The organism is Azospirillum himalayense (assembly GCF_042657465.1).
Taxonomy (GTDB): Bacteria; Pseudomonadota; Alphaproteobacteria; order Azospirillales; family Azospirillaceae; genus Azospirillum; species Azospirillum himalayense.
In genome coordinates, this window is the sequence record NZ_JBHSLC010000060.1 from 1 (window position 1) to 19,398 (window position 19,398).

The window sequence follows — 19,398 nt, forward strand, 5'->3', positions numbered from 1 at the left end:
TCGTTCTGAGCCAGGATCAAACTCTCAGGTTCAAGCCGAGCGCCGAAACGCTCTCTTGAAAGGGTCGCCTCAAACGACCTCACCCAAGCTTTCGAAACTGTTCGTCTCTTACTGCTTGACCGAGATGCTCAAGCGACCCGCGATGCCAGTCCCTATCCGGAACCGGTCCGCGGCCAACGGTCAAAACCGCCGCCTGCGCATCCCTTCTCGATTTTCACGATCAACGATGTCAAAGATCCATCGCCCGGCGAACCACAAAACGCGACGTCCGGCGAACTGGCCGTGGTCGTCATCGGGTTTTTGAAGGCCGGAGAGACACAAACGGTCGTTCGTGTCAGCGGAGGGTCAATCTAGCGCTTACGGCAGAGAGCGTCAAGCCCTTTGTTTCGTATTCACCGAACCGCCTAGGCCGCCTGGAGCGGAAAACGGATCGGCCAGCGCCCTGACCTCCACCCCTCCAGTCTTTCGGGGCGCCCCTCCGGACCGCGTCCGGCGAGGGAGGCGCTGTATAGGGCAGCGTCCGCCGCCGATCCAGCAAAAAGACTCGTTCAGCGACAGATTCGATTCTGAGCCGGGGACGACAAAAAAGCGCGGCGGCTGGACAGGCCCCGGGCCGCGCCTTTATGGTTTCATCTCAAAACCGCAGGCACAGAGGAAGCCGGCATGCGCCCAAGCGCGCGCGCGACCGCCGAGGTCATGGCGCAGGTTCTGCGGACGACCGCCAGCCTCGCCTTTACGGATGGGCTGAACCCGGCCCAGTGGGCGGCGCTGCGTTACTTCGCCCAGGCGAACGCGAGCGCCCGCAACGTCGTGGCCTTCGCCCGCCATCACGGAACGACCAAGGGCACGGCCAGCCAGACCATCGCCGCCCTTCTGAAAAAGGACCTGCTGGAGCGCCACCCCAGCGAGACCGACCGCCGCTCCATCCGGTTGACCCTCACGACGCGGGGGCGGACCACGCTCGCCAACGATCCGCTGAACGAGCTGGTCGCGGCGATCGACGGCTTGGCGCCGGCCCAGCACGGCGCCCTGGCCTCCGGCCTGGACGAGCTGCTGCGCACGCTGCTGTCCCGCCGCACCGAGAGCGGAGGGCGCGACAGCGGCGCGCTGGACGCCTCCGGTCATACCGACCGTAACGGCGCCGCGGCGGACTGAACCGCCTTTGCCATCCGCATTTCACGCCATCGCATTGGGAGCGACGGAGGCCATGGCCCGAATTCTGGTGATCGACGACGTTCCGGCCCTCACGGCGCTGCTGCGCATGACGCTGGAGACGCAGGGCCACCATGTGGAGGAGGCCCATGACGGTCTGTCCGGCCTGTCCATGCTGGAACGCGAGCCCTTCGATCTCGCCATCGTCGACATGATGATGCCCGGCCTGGACGGGATCGAACTGATCCGCCGCCTGCGCACCCGCGGCGCCTCCCCGGTTCCAAGCATCATTGCCATGTCCGGCGGCACGGACGATTTTCCGGCGGCCTTCTCGCTGACTCTGTCGGCCATGCACGGCGCCGACCGTGTGCTCTACAAACCGTTCGACAACAGCGAGTTGACCGCCGCCGTGGACGAGTTGCTGGCCACCCGCGCCGCCTGACGCCGCGGCATCGCCGCCACAGCGCGATCTTTTTTCCCCGCTGCGGGACTTTTTTTGCGCGTTCCGATCGTTCGCACACCCGCTGCGCTTGCGGTGGTCCGGTTTGCGCCGCATACAGACGCCGTCCCGGACGGCCGGCGTCCGGCCCGACCCAGCCAGCGCGCGGCCATGCACGATCCCAAACTGCTTTTCGACGTCCTCTTCCTCCTTCTGGCGGCGGTGGTGATCGTCCCTTTGTTCCAGGCGCTGCGCATCCCGGCGGTGCTCGGCTATCTGGTGGGCGGAGCGCTGCTGGGTCCGCACACGCCGGGGCCGGTGGTGGACATGGAGCTTCCCCAGGTCCTGTCCGAATTCGGGGTGGTCTTCCTCCTCTTCGCCATCGGGCTGGAGTTGCCGCTGTCGCGCCTGCGGGCGATGCGGCGCTACATCTTCGGGCTGGGGCTGATGCAGGTCGTCCTGACCAGCGCCGCCATCGCCGCTGTCGCCTACGCGCTGGGCGAGGAGATGGCGGCGGCGCTGGTGATCGGCGGCATGCTAGCCTTCTCCTCCACCGCCACGGTGCTGAAGCTGCTGGTCGAGCGCGGGGAGACGGTGGCGCGGTTCGGGCGCGTGTCGGTCGCCGTGCTGATCTTCCAGGATCTGGCCGTCGTGCCGCTGCTGACCCTGCTGCCGCTGCTGGCCGGCGGCGACACCAGCATTCCCTGGGCGCTCGCCCTGGCCGGGGTCAAGGCCGTCGCGGCGATCGGCGCCATCATGCTGCTGGGCCGCTTCGTGGTGCGCCCGGTCTATCACTTCGTGGCCTCGGCCAAGAGCCCGGAGGTTTTCACGGCAACCAACCTCCTGGTCGTGCTGGCGGTCGCCTGGCTGACGGCGGAGGCCGGCATGTCGATGGCGCTGGGCGCCTTCCTGGCCGGCATGCTGATGGCCGACACCGCCTACCGCCACCAGGTGGAGGCCGACATCGAGCCGTTCCGCGGCCTGCTGCTCGGCCTGTTCTTCATGACGGTGGGGATGACGCTCGACCTGCCGGCCATGCTCCAGCGCGCCGACGACATTCTGATGGTGACCGCGGCGCTGCTGGTCGGCAAGAGCATCCTGCTGTTCCTGCTCTGCCGTCTGTCGGGGCTCGGGCTGGCGACCTCGCTGCGCATCGGCCTGCTGCTGTCCCAGGGCGGCGAGTTCGCCTTCGTGCTGATCGGCAAGGCGACGCGGCTGACGGTGCTGGAGGGCGAGACGGGGCTGCTGCTGTCCTCCTGCGTGGCGCTCAGCATGGCGGTCACGCCCCTGGTCGGCGCCATAGCCCAGCGGCTGGCCCAGAAGGTCGAGGCCCGCTACGGCGCCGAGGCCTTCGGCGTGGAGACCAGCGACATCACCGGCCATGTGCTGATCGCCGGCTACGGCCGGGTCGGGCGCGCCGTCGCCCGGCTGCTGCGCACCCACGACATCCCCTACGTCGCGCTGGACCTTGACCCGCAGCGGGTGGCGGCGGCGCGGGCCGAGGGGCTGCCGGTCTATTACGGCGACTCCAGCCAGATCGGCGTGCTGCGCGCCGCCGGGATCGAGCGGGCGCGGGCCGCTGTCATCACCGTCAACCGTCCGGATATGGCGGAGCGCGCCGTGGAGGCGATCCGGCGGGCCGCCCCGCGCCTGGCCATCGCCGCCCGCGCCCACGATCTGGACCGCGGCGCGCGGCTGAAGAAGGCCGGGGCCAGCGCCGTGGTGCCGGAGACGTTGGAGGCCAGCCTGCAACTTGCCAGCCTCGTGCTGCGCAACGCCGGAGTGGACGCCGAGACCATCGACCGGAGCCTCAAAAGTGTCCGCGACCGTGGTTACGACGCGCTCAGCGAGCCGGCCGACGAGAGCGACTGAGCGGAACGACTGCGCGATCGCGTCAGCGCTCGACCCACCACAGGTCGAAGACGGTGCCGCGGTAGACCTCCTGCGCTCCCGGCGGCGGCGTCAGCCCGGCCGCGTGGAAGACGTTGGAGAACATCACCAGCACGTAATCGTACTTGTCCCGCCAGCCGATGTAGTGCGGGCAGGGCTCGACATGGTCGCGCAGGGTCGCCTCTTCGGGACGGGAGAGCAGGCGGACGTCCACCGGAACCCCCTCGTAGATCGCCATGCAGCGGTCGCGGTAGGGTTGGGTCACGGTCAGCGGCTGCTTGCCGGGGTGGCTGAACAGGGTCGGGACGAAGGCGCGCCGCTCCACGGTGATCAGCGACGGCAGATGGATCAGGCTGGGCAAGGCGACCAGCGCGTGCCGCCAGGGCGGCTGGGTGAGCAGAAACTCCCGCGTGTTGCAGCAGCCGGCCTCCTGCCCCGCCCAGGCGATCAGGACGGACCGTCCGGGCTCGATCCGCTCCATGGCGCGGCGCAGGTCGGCCACGTCGTCCTCATAGGCCAGCCAGTTGAGCGTCAGCACGCCGGTCCGCACCGTCAGCAGGGCGAGCAGCCCGGCGGCGAAGGCCGCCGCAGCGCGCGCGCTGGGAAAGCGAACATCGGTGCCGGCCACCAGCAGGAAGGCCGCCAGAATCCAGAAGCGGATCGACACGAAGTAGGTGCCGAAGAAGGGGTCCGGCACGACGAAGAAGGCCAGCACGAACAGCCCCGCCGCCAGCATCATCGCCGGCGCGGCGCGCAGCCAGCCGGCCAGACGCGCCGCCGCCATGCCGCCCAGGATCAGCAGCAGCGTCGCCACGTCCAGCAGCGTGTTGTAGTTCAGGACCGGGGCCAGCATGTCGTGCAGCCGGTAGCGCCACTGCTTCAGCTCGGTCAGCTTCTTCAGCCGCCAGTAGACCTCCTTCAGCAGCAGGACCGGCGTGCTGTCGCGCGACCCCACCGCCGCCGCGTCGGACTGCAAAAGATGGGTCCCCACCGTCCCGGCGAACAGCGCCGCGGGAAGGACCAGAAGCGCGGCGAAGCGCAGGGCGTCGCGCCCAAGGTTGGCGAGCGTCGGCGGCTTGCGCCCCTTCCCCACATACTTGACCGCCTCCACCGCGAACAGGCAGAGCAGGAAGGAGCCGAGCACGATGGCGTGGGCGAAATAGAGGAAGAGGGCGCAGCCCATCCCCACCGGCACCTGCCAGCGCCGCCCCGCCAGCGCGATCCACAGCGACAGCCCGACCAGCAGGAAGCCGAGGCCGAGCGAGAAGCTCATGAAGCCGCCGATCAGCGTGGCGTTGTGGATGAACAGCGCGCCGCACAGCGGCCACAGGCTCCACCGCCCGAACAGCGTGCGGTTCAGCAGCATCGCCCCGAACAGGGTCAGCAGCCCGGCCAGCGCCATGTAGACGCGCCCGGCGACGTACAGCGGCAGCACGCTGGCGAGCGGTAGCATCACCGCCTCCATCAGCAGGTTCGGGACCGGCGTCAGGGAGGCGGTGTAATGATCGGCCAGGAAGGGGTCGGACCGGTAGTGCAGCAGCACGTCCACCCGCGCCAGATGGTTTGGGTAGTCGAGCAGCGGCGGCATTTCCACCAGGATGAGCGGCAGCAGAAGCAGCGCCAGGATCACCGGCAGCACGAGCGTCAGCGGCGGCGACCAGGCCCCGGCTCCGGCGTCCGTCCGCAGGGCGGCGGCGCCGGGGCCGGGGCCGGGGGCCTGCGACAGTCCTGAATGGTCCACCGGAGCCTCCTGCATTTGGTGCAATGCGGAAGGCTCAACACATCCACCGTCCGCATCGCCAGAAGGCAATGGCGTTACGAGTCGGCGTTGGACTTAGTCCGTGGCCCGGACGGAGCAGGCTCCATAGCCCACAGAAACCCCGTTCGCATGAGGCGGGACGCCCTGCCCGCCCCTTTTCGCGGGTAGGCCGGGCGCCGTTCGTATGCCGTCAGGGCTGCGGGAAAACGCGGGCGCGGTCGATGTGGACGGCACACTGGTCGCCGGGGCGCAGGCCGAGGGCGGACAGGCGCTCGCGATCCATCTCGGCCTCCAGCGGCAGGCCGGCGAGGTCGATCTCGATCCGCGCGTCCGGACCCACCACATGGATGCCCGACACCCGGCCCGGCCCGCCGGCGCTGGGGCTGAGGCCCAGATCGTGCGGGCGCACATAGGCGATGGCCGGGCCGCGGACCGTGCCGTCGGCGGGGATGGACAGCGCCCCGTTGGCGGTCCGCGCCACCCCGTCCGCCACCACGCAGTCGAAGCGGTTCACCTGCCCAAGGAACTCGTAGACGAAGGCCGAGGCCGGGCGGTCGTAGACCTCCGCCGGGCTGCCCACCTGCTCGATCCGGCCCTGGCTCATCACCACCACGCGATCGGCCAGTTCCAGCGCCTCCTCCTGGTCGTGGGTGACGAAGACGGAGGTGATGTGAATGTCCTCGTGCAGTTTGCGCAGCCAGCGCCGCAGCTCCTTGCGCACCTTGGCGTCGAGCGCGCCGAACGGCTCGTCGAGCAGCAGGACCTTCGGCTCGATGGCGAGCGCGCGGGCCAGCGCCACGCGCTGCCGCTGCCCGCCGGAGAGCTGCGCCGGGTAGCGGTCGGCGAAATGCGCGAGCTGGACCAGCTCCAGCAACTCCATGACGCGCCGCTTGATTTCGGTCGAGGCCGGGCGCTGGCCGCGCGGCCGCACCTTCATCCCGAAGGCCACATTCTCGAAGACGGTCATGTGGCGGAACAGCGCGTAGTGCTGGAAGACGAAGCCGACCTGCCGCTCCCGTGGGGTGAGGCTCAGCGCCTCCTCCCCGTTGAGCAGGAGGCTGCCGGAGTCGGCGAACTCCAGCCCCGCCATGATGCGCAGAAGGGTTGTCTTGCCCGAGCCCGACGGGCCGAGCAGAGCCAGAAGCTCGCCGGAACGGACTTCGAGGTCCACCGCGTCGAGCGCGCGGAAACTGCCGAATTGCTTGGTGATGCCGGATACCTGGATCGCCATGACGTGCGTCGCCTCAATGCCGGGTGGCCGCCAGCTCAGCCCCGAAGCGCCATTCCAGCACCGTCTTCACGACCAGCGTGACGAGGGCGAGCATGGCCAGCACCGAGGCCACCGCGAAGGCAGCGACCAAGTTGTATTCGTTGTAGAGGATCTCGACATGCAGGGGCATCGTGTTGGTCTCGCCCCGAATGTGGCCGGACACCACCGACACCGCGCCGAACTCGCCCATCGCACGGGCGTTGCACAGCAGGACGCCGTACAGCAGGCCCCATTTGATGTTGGGCAGGGTGACGCGCCAGAAGGTCTGCCAGCCGGACGCGCCCAGAACCAGCGCCGCCTCCTCCTCCTCGTTGCCCTGCTCCTGCATCAGCGGGATCAGCTCGCGGGCGACGAAGGGGAAGGTGACGAAGACGGTGGCGAGCACCAGCCCCGGCACGGCGAAGATGATCTGGATGCCCTGCGACTTCAGGAACGGCCCCATCAGCCCGTGCAGCCCGAACAGCAGCACGTAGATCAGGCCGGAGATCACCGGCGACACCGAAAACGGCAGGTCGATCAGGGTGATCAGCACGTCCTTGCCGCGGAAGTCGAACTTGGCGATGCACCAGGACGCCGCCACCCCGAAGAGGAGGTTCATCGGCACGGCGATGGCCGCGACGATCAGCGTCAGCTTGATCGCCGCCACCGCGTCCGGCTCCATCAGGGCCGCCCAGTAGGCGTCCGTGCCGCGGCGCAGCGCCTCGACGAAGACCGCGACCAGCGGCAGGACCAGGAACAGCAGCAGGAAGGCCAGCGCCGTGGCGATCAGAAGCCCCTTGACCCAGCGGCTGTCGGCCAGCGCCGGGGTGAACCCGACGGCTTTCTTAACGAGCATGGCGCGACCTCATCCAGGCTTGCAGCAGGTTCAGGGCCAACAGCAATGCGAAGGACGCCATCAGCATCAGCACGCCGACCGCGGCGGCGCCGGCATAGTCGTACTGCTCCAGCTTGATGACGATCAGCAGCGGAAGGATCTCCGAAAGGCCGGGGATGTTGCCGGCGATGAAGATCACCGAGCCGTACTCACCCACCCCGCGGGCAAAGGACAGGGCGAAGCCGGTCAGCAGGGCCGGCAGGAGCGCGGGGAACACCACCCGCCGGAACGCCTGCCAGCGCGTGGCGCCCAGCGCCGCGGCGGCCTCCTCCTCCTCCGGCGGCAGGTCCTGGAGGATCGGCTGCACGGTGCGCACCACGAAGGGCAGGCCGATGAAGGTCAGGGCGATGGCGATGCCCAGCGGCGTGAAGGCCACCCTCAGCCCGAACCACTCCATCAGCAGGGAGCCGATCCAGCCGTTGGGCGCGTACAGCGCGCTGAGCGCGATGCCGGCGACCGCAGTGGGCAGGGCGAAGGGCAGATCCACCAGCGCATCGACGATCCGGTCGCCGGGGAAGCGGTAGCGCACCAGCACCCAGGCGACGATGAAGCCGAAGACGGCGTTGACCGCGGCGGCGGCCAGCGACAGCCCGAAACTGACCTTGAAGGCGGCCAGGACGCGCGGCGTCAGCACCGCGTCCCAGAAGCCGGACCAGCCCAGCCCGGCCGCCTTCAGCGCCAGCGCGGCCAGCGGCAGCAGGACGATCAGGGACAGATAGGTCAGCGTGAATCCCAGGGTCAGCCCAAAACCGGGCAGGACGCTGGGTTTTCGAAGAACGCTCAACACCGTGCCCCCCGTATTGGGAAGCACGGCGTCGCTGGTGGTTGCCGCGACCACGGGTCAGCGGCCCTTCTGGTAAATCTGGTCGAAGACGCCGCCATCCGCGAAATGCTTCTCCTGCGCCGTGCGCCAGCCCCCGAAGGAACCGTCGATGGTCACAAGCTTAACATTCGGGAAGCGATCCGCATACCGCGCAGCGACCTCCGGCAGGCGCGGGCGGTAGAAGTTCTTCGCCGCGATCTCCTGCGCTTCGGGGGTGTAGAGGAAGTTCAGGTAGGCTTCCGCCGCCTTGCGCGTTCCCTTGCGGTCGACCACCGAATCGACGACCGTGACCGGCGGCTCCGCCAGGATCGACAGCGACGGCACGACGATGTCGAACTTGTCGGCGCCGAATTCCTGGAGCGACAGGAAGGCCTCGTTCTCCCAGGCCAGCAGAACGTCGCCGAGCTGCCGCTGGGTGAAGGTGACGGTGGAGCCGCGGGCGCCGCTGTCCAGCACCGGCACGTTCTTGAACAGGTCGGCGACGAACTGCTTGGCCTTGGCCTCGTCGTTGCCGTTCTTCTCCAGCGAGTAGGCCCAGGCCGCCAGATAGTTCCAGCGCGCCCCGCCCGAGGTCTTCGGGTTCGGGGTGATGACCTGCACGCCCGGCTTCAGCAGGTCGTCCCAGTCCTTGATCTGCTTCGGGTTGCCCTTGCGGACCAGGAAAACGATCGTCGAGGTGTAGGGAGAGCTGTTGTTCGGCAGGCGCGTCTGCCACGTCTTCGGCAGGGCGCCGGAGTCGGCGATGGCGTCGATGTCGTAGGCCAGCGCCAGCGTCACCACGTCGGCGTCGAGCCCGTCGATGACCGAGCGCGCCTGCTTGCCCGACCCGCCGTGCGACTGCTTGACGGTCACCGTCTGGCCGTTTTCCGCCTGCCATTTCTTGGCGAACGCCTTGTTGAACTCCACATAGAATTCACGGGTGGGGTCGTAGGAGACGTTCAGCAGCGTGGTCTGCGCCTTGGCGGGGGCGATGGTCAGCATGGCGAGGGCGACGCCCGCGGCCATTACGGACAGGCGGCCTACGGAGAGCCGGCCAACGGAAAACCGGTTCGCGCGGAGCGCGGAGAGCCGATCACGAAACGACATGGCACACTCCCTCAGTATGGTTCATTGGGGGGCGGCACCGGCCCAAGAGGCCACGCGCCGCACCGCTGTTCACAAACCCGGCGCTCGCGCCGTATCCACACTCTTTATAATGTATATGCAATATCCCATTTGCCTCCTAGAGTTTGCATGATTCCTCGGATGCCGCAAGGCTGTTTTTTGTCATTTCCCACGGCAGGACGCGTTAATTCCACATCGCACTGTGAAATTGTTCCCTCACGGATCGGGCTGGAAGCGGTGCGTCGGATCGCTATCATGCGCGCCCTCTCCGCCTCCTGTCCCGAACGGCCATGTCCGCAACAGCCCAGCCCCTCTCCACCGCACTGCTGACCGCTCTTCTGGAGGCTGAACGCGCGCTCGGCCGGCTGGCGGAGGTGGTCCAGGCCCCGGCACGCCGCCGCCGGTTGTGGGCCGACGCGGCGCGGCGCGAGTCCTGTGCGGCGGCGCGGCTCGACGGGGTGGCGGTGGACCCGGCGGAATTCCTGGTGGCGACCATCGGCACCGACCTCGTCCCCACCGCCGGACGGGGGGCGGCGCAATCGGTCCGCGCGCTGTGGCAAGGCGCCCTGTTCACCCAAGGCGTCATCCTCGCCCCCGCCCGCCACGCGGGAAACACGCGGGCGCCGTTCCCGTCCAGTGGAGCCGCCGCCGATGCTTGGCGGGCGGTGGCGGAACTGGAGGCCGGATCGGACACTCGCTTCTCTTTCCTGCCCGACGACGAGGATGGCGATGCCGTGCCCGTTGCGGACGACACGCCGTCGCCCTGGACGCTGGGCTGGGCTGAGGCGCTGTGGCGCTGCCTTCAGGCGGAGGTGTCCGGCCGCGATCCCGGACGGCTGGCCTTCTCCGCGGACCGCGAGGCGGAGGCCGCCACGCTGCTCAAGCGGCTGGATCAGGCCGGCGACTCGCCGGCCCTGCTCGGTGGCGTGGGGATGCTGGCCGAACTGCTGCGCCCGGCGCCCGATCTGCGCATTCCCGCCTGGGCGGTGCCCTCGGCCCGGCTGATGGCGGCGCTGGCGGTGGCGCGCTGCTGCCGGGTGCCGAACGTCTGGCTGCCGATGTCCGTCTCGCTGCACGCCGACCGCACGACCGCCGGCCTCGCCGCCCGCGGGCGGGAGGAAGGATGGCGGCTGTGGCTGGCCGACACGGTGGCGGAGACGGCGCGGCGGGAGCGGGAACGCGCCCTGTCGCTGGACCGCACCGCGGAGGGCTGGCAACAACGGGTGGGGGCCAAGCGCCGCAATTCCCGCACCCCGGACCTGCTGGAGCTTCTGTTCGAGGAGCCCGCCCTGACCGTGCGGCGGGTGCAGAAGCGGCTGGGAAGCACCTTCCGCGGCGCCCAGCTTCTGGTGGACGAGCTTCTGGAGGTGGGAATCCTGCGCGAGGCGACGAACCGCGCGTTGGACCGGGTGTTCATCGCCGTGGATCTGATGCCTTAAACCGGCAGGCCCGGATCAGAAGTCACCAATCAGATGTCACGGATCAGATGTCGAAATTGACGGGCAGGCCGCCGGTCGCCTGACGGTGGCGCAGGGCGTCGGACAGGGTCTGGTTGTCGAGCACCTGGGCGGTGGCGTCGCGCACCTGGACCATCAGCCAGCGCACCGAACAGGTCGGCGGGTCGATGCAGTCCTCGCAGGGACGGAAGGAGTTCTTGCTGGCGCAGGGAATCGGCGCCAGATGCCCGTCGATCAGCCGGATCACCTCGCCGAAGGAAATCTCCTCCGCCGGGCGCGCCAGACGGTAGCCGCCGCTCTTGCCGCGCTTGGCGAACAGCAGGCCATGCTTGCGCAACTCCACCAGAATGGCTTCCAGGAACTTGCGCGGAATGTTCTCCCGCTCGGCGATTTCGGCGATCAGGACGAGTTCGTCGTCCGTCCGTTCGGCCAGCATGATCAGCGCACGCAGGGCGTATTTGGCTTTTTGCGACAGCATTCGGTCCGGCACCGCCCCCCGCGGCGGAATGGGATAAAGATAAAGTGCACTCCATATAGCCGCGTTGCCCAGGAATTGGTACCGGTTCTTGCCCTGGAAAACGGTGGCGCGTAAGGTCGAACACGAATCGATCCCTGACCATTGATCATTGACCGGCGAAGGACGCGGCATGCAGACCATCATCGTTCCCGTCACTCCGTTCCAGCAGAACTGCACGGTGCTCTGGTGTCCGGAGACGATGAAGGGCGCCGCCGTCGACCCCGGCGGTGATCTTCCGCGCATCCTGCGCGCTGCCCAGTCGAAGGGCGTGACGCTGGAGAAGATCCTGGTCACCCACGGCCACATCGACCACGCCGGCGCCGTCGCCGACCTTGCCGACGAACTGAAACTGCCCATCGAGGGGCCGCACCGCGAGGACCAGTTCTGGATCGACGGCATGCCGATGCAGAGCCAGATGTTCGGCTTCCCGCCGGTCCGCTCCTTCACGCCGGACCGCTGGCTGGAGGAAGGCGACACGGTGACGGTCGGCAATCTGACGCTGGACGTCCACCACTGTCCGGGCCACACGCCGGGCCATGTGGTCTTCGTTCACAAGCCGAGCAAGATCGCCATCGTCGGCGACGTGCTGTTCCAGGGCTCCATCGGCCGCACCGACTTCCCCAAGGGCAACCACGGCGACCTGATCGAGTCGATCCGCAGCAAACTGTTCCCGCTGGGCGACGACGTGACCTTCATCCCCGGCCACGGCCCGACCTCGACCATCGGGGAGGAGCGCCTCTACAACCCCTTCCTCAACGATTGACGGCCTCAACGATTGATGGCTGGGGAATGGCCGATCCGGACCCGCCGGACCGGCCATTCTTCCATCAGCCTCCCGTCTCGACGGACAGCGCCATCGGCAGCGGGTTGGCCAGGGTCTGGTAGACGACGCAATAGCGCTCGGTCAGCTTGGTCAGGCTGGCGATGCGCTCCGCCGGTTCGTCGGTGTCCAGCTCGAAGCGCAGGCGGATGGCGCGGAAGCCGACCGGCGCGTCCTTCGCCACGCCCAGCGTGCCGCGGAAATCCAGGTCGCCTTCGGCCGACACCGTGCCGCCGCGCAGCTTGAACTCCAGCGCCGTGGCGACCGCCTTCAGCGTCACGCCCGCGCAGGCCACCAGCGCCTCCAGCAGCATGTCGCCGGAGCAGGCCTGGGTGCCCGTCCCGCCGGTCGCCGGATGCAGGCCGGCCTCGACCAGCGCGCGGCCCGTATCCACCTTGCAGGCGATGCCGGAATCGTCCAGCGCCCCGCTGGCCTTCAGCGTGACCACCGCCGTTTCCGGAGCGTCCTTGTACTTGTCCTTCAGCGGCGCCTGGAGCGCGCGCAGATCCTGTGCATCCATACCCGTGCGTTTCCTCTGTACGGTTCGGCTTCTTAATTTGTGCGACCCGCGGATGATGGACCGCAAGCACCATCCCGGCAATGCCCAAAGCACGGACTGGCGGCCCATTCCCGTGCCCCTTTTTGTTGCTCGCCCGCCGCTGGCACTCCGGCGTAAGGTTTCGTTAACGAAACAAGGGATGCGGAGTTGGAACCATGCTGCGACTGGGCACGAAGGTCCGGCATCATGGACGGGACGCCATGGTGATCGCTCGGACCCTGGGTGGGCATCCATCCTACGATCTGCGGTTGGTCGATGGGACCATCGTGAAATACGCTTTGGAGGCGGACTGCGAGGCGATGCCCGCCGATGGCGGCTTTCCGCCGCCGTCTCCCGAAGCAACCGCGGCGGCAGGGCGCCCCGGCTGAGCCTTGGGACGCGGGCGGCGGGCAAGAGCGTCGTTGCCGAAACCCGTCCGCCCGCGCAATATCGCGCGATGGAACGGCTGGAAGACGATGGCGGCGACCCGCGGCGGCGCTGGCGGGTGATCGAAGGCGGCGGGACTCCCGTCACGGCGTCCGGCACGCCGCGCGATGGCGGCGCGCGCCCGGACGGCATTCCGGACGGTGTTGTGGAGGCCGCGGCGCGCCCGATCCCCGAGGATTACGGGCTGACCCGCGAGGATCTGCGGATCTGGTACGCGCCGGGGCGCGTCGGGGTCGCGTTGGCCCTGGCGGCAACGGTGGGGATGGCGGCGGTGCAGGCCTACGACGCTGGGCGGCTGTCCGATCCTTGGATCCTGGGCGCCCTGCCCGGCCTGCTCACCGGCACCCTGATCGGCGGATTCGCCGGGATGGGGCTGATGGTCCTGGTCCACTGGTGCGACCCGCTGGTCGGCATGGCGTGGCCGACCTACGCGCGATTGCGCCGCTACCGCGACGCGCTGGCCGCCGCGGTCGCCGCGGAGCGGGGCGTCAACGAGCGGATGCCCTGATCTCCGGAAAGCACGACACTCCACCGCCGCCACCAGCGGTGGAAATGCAGGGCCTATCCCATTCGAACGATGGTGCAGCGGCGCGTCGACCCAATCTGCTTAAGAGCAGACAGGAGAAACGCAGTGAACCGATTCGACGAAAAAGTTTATCGCGTGACGAAGCGCCGGGACGGGCCGAGCCTCCAGGAGCAGAAAAGCCAGCTGCTCCGCCTGAAGCAGGATCTCGACCAGTTCAAGTCCCGTCAGGCGGGCGCCGCGGTCGTCGGCAGCCTGCAGGCGCGCATCCGGGAGCTGGAAGCTTCGGTCACCCGCGCCGAGGCGGCACGGGTCACCGACCGCGAGTCCCGCCGCCCCCGCGGTGACGATGAGGACGCGGAATCCGGCGACATGCCGATGGCGGACGGCACCATGCGCGCCACCTCCAGCCGCTTCCCGCCGCGCGGACGGCCGGGACGGACCTTCTGAATTTCAGAGAAATCATGCCTCACGGCCCGGAACACCCTCCGGGCCGTTGCTCTGTCTGGTTGCTCCATTCCCCGGCCGATCCAGGGTCCGGTTGATCCAGATCAGGGCGGGCCCTGGTCATAGTTCATACCTTTGGCTCGGTTCCAAGACCTTAGTCTGATTCTTTGGTCTGAACCGAACGTCCGAATCGAGCGCGCCCTTCCCGGCGCCGAAACGAGACAGACCAGGGGTGCATATCATGACCTTCTCCGTCGCCGCCGCCACCACAGCCATCGTCCCGCCGCCGATTCCCGCTCCGCCGACGCGGGCGGTGGAGATGGTGACCGGCCGCTGCGCCGGCTGCTCGGCGCGGAGCAAGGGGCTGTGCGGCGCCCTGACCGCCGGGGACCTGCCGGACCTGTCGACGACGTCGCGTCCGCTGGACCTGCTGTCGGCGACTCCGGTGGTGATGGAGGGGGAAGAGGCCGAGGCCGTCTTCACCGTCATGTCGGGCATGCTGAAGCTCTACAAGACGCTGCCGGACGGACGGCAGCAGATCACCGGCTTCGCCACCGCGGGCGACGTGATCGGGCTGGCCGTGGGCACCGGCTACGCCTACACCGCCGAGACCGTCACCGCCTCCACCGTCTGCCGGATGTCGCGGACGGCGCTGCGCCGCCTGATGGAGCGGCACCCGGCGGTTCAGGGGCGGCTGCTCGCCATGACCTCGGTCGAGCTGTCGGCGGCGCAGGACCAGATCCTGCTGCTCGGCTGCAAGACGGCGGTGGAGCGGGTGTCCAGCTTCCTCCTCGCCTTGTCGCGTCGATCGCGGCCGCTGGCCGACGGCACGCCCAGCGTCTTCCTTCCCATGCCGAAGGTGGACATCGGCGCCTATCTCGGCCTGCGCCCCGAAACGCTGTCGCGCGTGCTGCGCAAGCTGGAAGTCGCCGGGGCGATCACCCGCCTGACCAACGACCGCATCCGCATCGAGAACCCGGCGGCGCTCGAAGCCGCCGCCTGATCCCCGCTCCCTTCCGTTTCAGGCCCGGCCCGCCACCGGATAGCCCTCGCCGCCGAATCCCGCCGCCACGTCCTTCACGAAGGCCTGCCCGACCCGGCGGTAGCCCAGCCGGCCGAACAGGCCCGCGGCGTCGAGCTTCGGCGCCGTTGCCGCGACGACGCAGCCGCGCTCGTCCACCACCACCGACGAGCAGCCCAGCTTGCGCGCCAGCAGGTCGATGCCGTCGGCCTGTGCCGCCGAGGTCACCGCCGCGTCGAACAGCCCCACCGCGATGAAGATCGGCACCGTCAGCACGCGGATCATCCCTTCGGCGCTGACGCGGTAGCAGAACAGGCCGCGGATGTGGCCGTCGCTCATCTCGCAGGCCATCACCCCGCCGTCGCCGCCATCCTGCAGGAACAGGGCGGCCACCTGCCGCCACTCGTCCAGCGTCATGTCACGGTGCAGGGTCTGGACGACGGGCAGCGCCTGATCGGCCTGGGTCTTGGCAAGCGGAGCGAGAATGAAGCTTCTGGGCATGGGCGGGCGATCCTTTCGCGGGCATTGTCCGCGATGCCCCGGTCGGCCGCTTTGATTTTGGTCATGCGCCGCACCGGTAGAGGAACCAAGGGAGCGATTGCGCGGAGGCGGTGTTTCCACAGGACGGCCCCACCCATCACCGGAGACCGGACATGAGCCCCTACCCGCCGCCCCGGCAGGAACCCGACGTGCCGATCCCCATGCCGCTGCCGCCCGACGCCCCGCCGGACGAGCCGGTGGAGGCCCCGCCGATGCCCGGCGAGCCGCAGGAGCCCGTGTAAGGGTCCTCAGGGCTTGCGGCGGTAGAGCGCCATGGCGCGCTCCAGGATGCCCGGCGACGAATAGTCGCCGAGGAACAGGTCGCCCAACGCGCGGCGCATCCGCGCCCGGATGCGGGAGCGGATGGCATTGCGCAGCGCCTCCTCCTGCATGTGGCAGCGGCGGCAGAGGTTCTTCGGGCGGGCCTCCGGGTTGCCGGAGGGGCGGACCGGACGGACGACGACCTGCACGTCGCGGGTTTCCGCATACTCCACCACATCGGGCCAGGCCGCCCGCCGCCCGCGCCCGTCGCGCCACGTCTGGTCGGCGGCGTCGTACCAGCGGCCGTCCGGCAGGCAGCGCACCACGGCGCCGCCGGGACGCCCGCAACAGCGGCAGCGGTTCTCCCCGCTGGCGCCCTTGCGGTGGGCCGGATCGAGATCGGGTCGGAGAATCTTTGCGCGGAGCGGTCTGGTCATGGCTTGATGCCTGCCTCGGGGCCGGGACTGCCCCTGCGGGACGTGGCTCATGACATGGATGGCCGCGGACCGCCAGTGCGAATTTGTGAAAAGTTCTCCAGAGACCGCGCGCTATGGACATGACCTCTCCCGACCCTTCCCACGCCGGCCCTTCCAACACCAGCGAGCCCGCCGACCCGCATCTGGTGCACGAGCTGGCCAGCGCCCACCCCGACGTGGTCACCGCCGCCGCCGCGGGCGTGGCGCGGGTGGCCCATGGGGAAGGGCTGGGTCTGGTGCCGCTCGGCCTGCCGCTGCCCAAGGGCAAGCGCGACCTGCTGGTCCCGGCGGAGCGCCGGGAGGCGGTGCTTCTGGAAATCCAGGGCACGCTCGACCGCGCGCGGCGGCGCAACGCCCTGCTCGCCCAGGGGCGCCGCGCGCTGGAGGGCTGGTCGACCAGCCTGCACCCGGCGGACGACCGCACGCGGGTCAGGGCGGTGCGCAGCGAGGACCTGCCCTGGCCCGGCCTGCCCGCCCCGGTGCGGCTCCAGGTGTCGCGCGCGCTCGACGCCATGGAATTGGCCGATCTGACGGACGACGATCTGGCCCTGCGGCTGGAGGGCGACCCGGCGCTGGCCACCGCGCTGGAGGACGCGCTGTCGCGCACCGCCGCCCGGCTGCACCGCTACGCCGGGGAGGCGGAGGGTGCGGAGGATGGCTGGACCTTCGCGTCGCTGGCCGACCGGCTGTCCCGCGCCGCCCGCAACCGTCATGGGGTGGACGAGTTGCTGGAGCGCTGGGACCGCGAGTTCGCCGTCTGGCGGCGCGAGCGGGCGGAAGCGCGCGGCCGCGCCTATGTGGACCGGCACTTCGACCTCGCCCGCTTCGAGAGGCTCTTCCCGGTGGCCCGCGGGCTCGGGCGGCGGCTTGTGCTGGTGGTTGGCCCGACCAACTCCGGCAAGACCCACCACGCCATCGAGGCGCTGAAGGGCGCCTGGGACGGGATCTATCTGGCGCCGCTGCGCCTGCTGGCGCTCGAGGTGATGGAGCGGCTGAACGCCGAGGGCACCCTCGCGTCCCTGCTGACCGGCGAGGAGGCGATCACGACGCCGGGCGCCCGCCACACCGCCTCGACCATCGAGGTGATGGACCCCGACCGCCCGGTGGAGGTGGCGGTGATCGACGAAATCCAGATGCTCGCCGATCCCGACCGCGGCTGGGCCTGGACGGCGGCGCTGATGGGCGCACCGGCGGAGACCGTCTACATCCTGGGCGCCCCGGAGGCCCGCCCGCTGGTCGAGCGGGTGGCGGACCATCTCGGCGAGCGGCTGGAGGTGATCGAGCTGGAGCGCAAGGTGCCGCTGACCCTGATCGACCGCCGCCTGAACTGGGAGGAGGTGGAGCCCGGCGACGCGCTGATCGCCTTCTCCCGGCGGGAGATCCACACGGTGCGCGACACGCTGCGCGCCAAGGGCCTGTCGGTCGCCGCGGTCTACGGCGCGCTGGCCCCGGAGGTGCGGCGGCGGGAGGCGGCGCGCTTTCTGTCCGGCGAGGCCGACGTGGTGGTGGCGACCGACGCCATCGGCATGGGGTTGAACCTGCCCTGCCGCCGCGTTCTGTTCACCGCCCTGGAGAAGTTCGACGGGACCAGCGTCCGCCCGCTGAGCGCGACGGAGGTCAAGCAGATCGCCGGCCGCGCCGGGCGCTTCGGCAAGTTCGAGTCGGGAGAGTTCGGCGTGGTCGGCCGCGGCACGCCGCAGGCCCTGCGCACTCTGCTGGAGAAGGCGGACGGGCGGCTGCGCGCCGACGCTCCGCTGACCGTGCGGCCGACCCGCGCCATGCTGGCCCGTCTGGCCGAGCACATCGGGACGGAGGAGACGGTCCTGCTGCTCGACTGCTTTGCCGACGCCCGCACGGCGGGGTCGCCCTACCGGGTGGGCGACCTGTCCGGCATGCGGCGGCTGGCGGTGATGCTGGACGAGCGGCGGCTGGCGCTGCCGGCCAAATTGGACCTGCTGCTGATCCCCGCCGATCTGGAGGACGAGGCGGAGGCCCGCATCCTCGCCGCCATCGTCGGCGCGGTGGAGGCCGGGGAGCCGTCGCCCCTCGGGCGCTTCGTCCCGGCGCGGCTCGACGGGCTGGACGGGGCGGCGCTGGAAGGGCTGTCGCGGGCCTGCGACCTTTATTACTGGGCGGCGCGCAAGTTCCCGACCCTGTTTCCGGAACGGGAGGCGGTGCGCAGCCGCCGCGGCGAGATCAGCCGGCGTCTGGCCGACCTGCTCGCCACGCGCGGGGCGCGGTCCGCCGGGCAGCGGCGCGAGCCGCCCCCCAAGGCCGGTTTCCGCGGCGCCCCGCGCAAGCGCTTCGGCCCGCGGCGGTAGAGCGGCGGCTAGAGTGGGACTTTACATCCCGCCCGGATAGTTCGGGCCGCCGCCGCCCTCGGGAACGACCCAGTTGATGTTCTGGGTGGGGTCCTTGATGTCGCAGGTCTTGCAGTGCACGCAGTTCTGCGCGTTGATCTGCAGCCGCGGGGCGCTGCCGTCCTCCGCCCGCACGATCTCGTACACCCCGGCCGGACAGTAGCGCGTCTCCGGCGCGTCGTAGAGCGCCAGATTGACCGCGATCGGCACCGACGCGTCCTTCAGCGTCAGGTGCGCCGGCTGGTCCTCCTCATGGTTGGTGTTCGACAGATACACCGAGGACAGACGGTCGAACGACACCACCCCGTCGGGCTTGGGATAGGCGATCTTCGGCATCTCCGACGCCTTCTTCAGCGTCTCGTGGTCACCGTGCCGGTGGTGCAGCGTCCACGGCGACTTGCCCTTGGTCGCCGTCTCGTAGGCCGCGTTGGCCAGACCCGCCCACAGCCCCTTCTGGAAGCCGGGGCGGATGTTGCGCACCGCGTGAAGTTCCGACCACACCCAGGACACCTTCAGCTTCTCCGGGTAGGCCACCGCCTCGCGGGCGGGCGCTTCAGCGGAGAGCAGCTCATGCACCGCCTCGGCCGCCAGCATGCCCGACTTCATGGCTGTGTGGTTGCCCTTGATCTTGGGCACGTTGAGGAAGCCCGCCGCGTCGCCGACGATCAGACCGCCGGGAA

The 19,398-nt window shown here is 69.5% G+C and carries 21 protein-coding genes; 11 read left to right on the forward strand and 10 right to left on the reverse strand.

Annotated elements, in window-relative coordinates; all coding sequences use genetic code 11:
* Positions 1-663: 663 nt before the first annotated feature.
* The 3 genes from ACFPMG_RS23340 (at position 664) to ACFPMG_RS23350 (ending at position 3,463) form a co-directional block, all read left to right on the forward strand.
* Positions 664-1,155 carry a MarR family transcriptional regulator gene (locus tag ACFPMG_RS23340; protein WP_376997614.1) on the forward strand — a complete coding sequence of 164 codons (492 nt, stop codon included), beginning with the start codon at positions 664-666 and terminating at the stop codon, positions 1,153-1,155.
* Between the two features lie 52 nt (positions 1,156-1,207).
* A complete protein-coding gene (locus ACFPMG_RS23345; RefSeq protein ID WP_376997616.1) occupies positions 1,208-1,594 on the forward strand; it encodes a response regulator transcription factor in 387 nt (128 codons plus the stop codon).
* 168 nt (positions 1,595-1,762) lie between these two features.
* Entirely contained in the window at positions 1,763-3,463 is a 1,701-nt protein-coding gene (locus ACFPMG_RS23350) for a monovalent cation:proton antiporter-2 (CPA2) family protein (protein ID WP_376997617.1), read from the forward strand.
* A 22-nt stretch (positions 3,464-3,485) separates the two neighbouring features.
* On the opposite strand, the gene ACFPMG_RS23355 is transcribed toward ACFPMG_RS23350, so the two are convergent.
* The 5 genes from ACFPMG_RS23355 to ACFPMG_RS23375 all read right to left on the reverse strand — a co-directional run bounded on the left by ACFPMG_RS23355 (position 3,486) and on the right by ACFPMG_RS23375 (position 9,212).
* Positions 3,486-5,222, reverse strand: a complete 1,737-nt coding sequence (locus ACFPMG_RS23355) for a hypothetical protein (RefSeq protein WP_376997618.1) — start codon at positions 5,220-5,222, stop codon at positions 3,486-3,488.
* Positions 5,223-5,430: 208 nt separating this feature from the next.
* Complete coding sequence (locus tag ACFPMG_RS23360; RefSeq protein WP_376997619.1) at positions 5,431-6,471, reverse strand: sulfate/molybdate ABC transporter ATP-binding protein; 1,041 nt, start codon at positions 6,469-6,471, stop codon at positions 5,431-5,433.
* Positions 6,472-6,484: 13 nt separating this feature from the next.
* Positions 6,485-7,345 (reverse strand): sulfate ABC transporter permease subunit CysW, encoded by an 861-nt coding sequence (gene cysW / locus ACFPMG_RS23365; protein WP_376997620.1) that lies wholly within the window; start codon positions 7,343-7,345, stop codon positions 6,485-6,487.
* Positions 7,335-8,168, reverse strand: coding sequence for a sulfate ABC transporter permease subunit CysT (cysT, locus tag ACFPMG_RS23370; RefSeq protein WP_376997621.1), 834 nt, complete (start codon positions 8,166-8,168; stop codon positions 7,335-7,337). Before cysT ends, cysW begins: the two co-directional genes overlap by 11 nt.
* A gap of 57 nt (positions 8,169-8,225) precedes the next feature.
* The gene (locus ACFPMG_RS23375; protein ID WP_237906474.1) at positions 8,226-9,212 is read right to left on the reverse strand and encodes a sulfate ABC transporter substrate-binding protein; all 987 of its coding nucleotides are present in this window, start codon (positions 9,210-9,212) and stop codon (positions 8,226-8,228) included.
* Between the two features lie 389 nt (positions 9,213-9,601).
* Here ACFPMG_RS23375 and ACFPMG_RS23380 point away from each other — a divergent pair, with 389 nt between their 5' ends.
* A complete protein-coding gene (locus tag ACFPMG_RS23380) occupies positions 9,602-10,750 on the forward strand; it encodes a hypothetical protein (RefSeq protein ID WP_376997623.1) in 1,149 nt (382 codons plus the stop codon).
* Positions 10,751-10,793: 43 nt separating this feature from the next.
* On the opposite strand, the gene ACFPMG_RS23385 is transcribed toward ACFPMG_RS23380, so the two are convergent.
* Complete coding sequence (locus ACFPMG_RS23385) at positions 10,794-11,246, reverse strand: RrF2 family transcriptional regulator (RefSeq protein WP_014198135.1); 453 nt, start codon at positions 11,244-11,246, stop codon at positions 10,794-10,796.
* A gap of 169 nt (positions 11,247-11,415) precedes the next feature.
* On the opposite strand from ACFPMG_RS23385, the gene ACFPMG_RS23390 reads away from it, so the two are divergent.
* Positions 11,416-12,048, forward strand: coding sequence for an MBL fold metallo-hydrolase (locus ACFPMG_RS23390; protein ID WP_040134577.1), 633 nt, complete (start codon positions 11,416-11,418; stop codon positions 12,046-12,048).
* 64 nt (positions 12,049-12,112) lie between these two features.
* On the opposite strand, the gene ACFPMG_RS23395 is transcribed toward ACFPMG_RS23390, so the two are convergent.
* Entirely contained in the window at positions 12,113-12,625 is a 513-nt protein-coding gene (locus ACFPMG_RS23395; RefSeq protein WP_376997624.1) for an OsmC family protein, read from the reverse strand.
* A 194-nt stretch (positions 12,626-12,819) separates the two neighbouring features.
* On the opposite strand from ACFPMG_RS23395, the gene ACFPMG_RS23400 reads away from it, so the two are divergent.
* The 4 genes from ACFPMG_RS23400 (at position 12,820) to ACFPMG_RS23415 (ending at position 15,063) form a co-directional block, all read left to right on the forward strand.
* Positions 12,820-13,032: a hypothetical protein gene (locus ACFPMG_RS23400; RefSeq protein ID WP_376997625.1), complete on the forward strand. Its 213-nt coding sequence runs from the start codon at positions 12,820-12,822 to the stop codon at positions 13,030-13,032.
* A gap of 68 nt (positions 13,033-13,100) precedes the next feature.
* Complete coding sequence (locus tag ACFPMG_RS23405; protein ID WP_376997626.1) at positions 13,101-13,598, forward strand: hypothetical protein; 498 nt, start codon at positions 13,101-13,103, stop codon at positions 13,596-13,598.
* Between the two features lie 153 nt (positions 13,599-13,751).
* Positions 13,752-14,063, forward strand: coding sequence for a Gas vesicle protein V (locus ACFPMG_RS23410; RefSeq protein WP_376997627.1), 312 nt, complete (start codon positions 13,752-13,754; stop codon positions 14,061-14,063).
* A 238-nt stretch (positions 14,064-14,301) separates the two neighbouring features.
* On the forward strand, positions 14,302-15,063 hold the full coding sequence (locus ACFPMG_RS23415; RefSeq protein WP_376997628.1) for a Crp/Fnr family transcriptional regulator: 762 nt from the start codon (positions 14,302-14,304) through the stop codon (positions 15,061-15,063).
* 18 nt (positions 15,064-15,081) lie between these two features.
* Here the strand turns inward: ACFPMG_RS23415 and ACFPMG_RS23420 are convergent, their stop codons facing one another.
* A complete protein-coding gene (locus tag ACFPMG_RS23420; RefSeq protein ID WP_014197695.1) occupies positions 15,082-15,582 on the reverse strand; it encodes a hypothetical protein in 501 nt (166 codons plus the stop codon).
* 152 nt (positions 15,583-15,734) lie between these two features.
* Between ACFPMG_RS23420 and ACFPMG_RS23425 the strand changes: the two genes are divergently transcribed.
* The gene (locus ACFPMG_RS23425) at positions 15,735-15,863 is read left to right on the forward strand and encodes a hypothetical protein (RefSeq protein ID WP_014197696.1); all 129 of its coding nucleotides are present in this window, start codon (positions 15,735-15,737) and stop codon (positions 15,861-15,863) included.
* 6 nt (positions 15,864-15,869) lie between these two features.
* On the opposite strand, the gene ACFPMG_RS23430 is transcribed toward ACFPMG_RS23425, so the two are convergent.
* Positions 15,870-16,319, reverse strand: a complete 450-nt coding sequence (locus tag ACFPMG_RS23430; protein ID WP_051140500.1) for a hypothetical protein — start codon at positions 16,317-16,319, stop codon at positions 15,870-15,872.
* 113 nt (positions 16,320-16,432) lie between these two features.
* Between ACFPMG_RS23430 and ACFPMG_RS23435 the strand changes: the two genes are divergently transcribed.
* Positions 16,433-18,679, forward strand: a complete 2,247-nt coding sequence (locus ACFPMG_RS23435; protein ID WP_376997630.1) for a helicase-related protein — start codon at positions 16,433-16,435, stop codon at positions 18,677-18,679.
* A 21-nt stretch (positions 18,680-18,700) separates the two neighbouring features.
* On the opposite strand, the gene ACFPMG_RS23440 is transcribed toward ACFPMG_RS23435, so the two are convergent.
* A partial coding sequence (locus ACFPMG_RS23440) for an electron transfer flavoprotein-ubiquinone oxidoreductase (RefSeq protein ID WP_376997631.1) occupies positions 18,701-19,398 on the reverse strand: 698 nt, incomplete at its 5' end.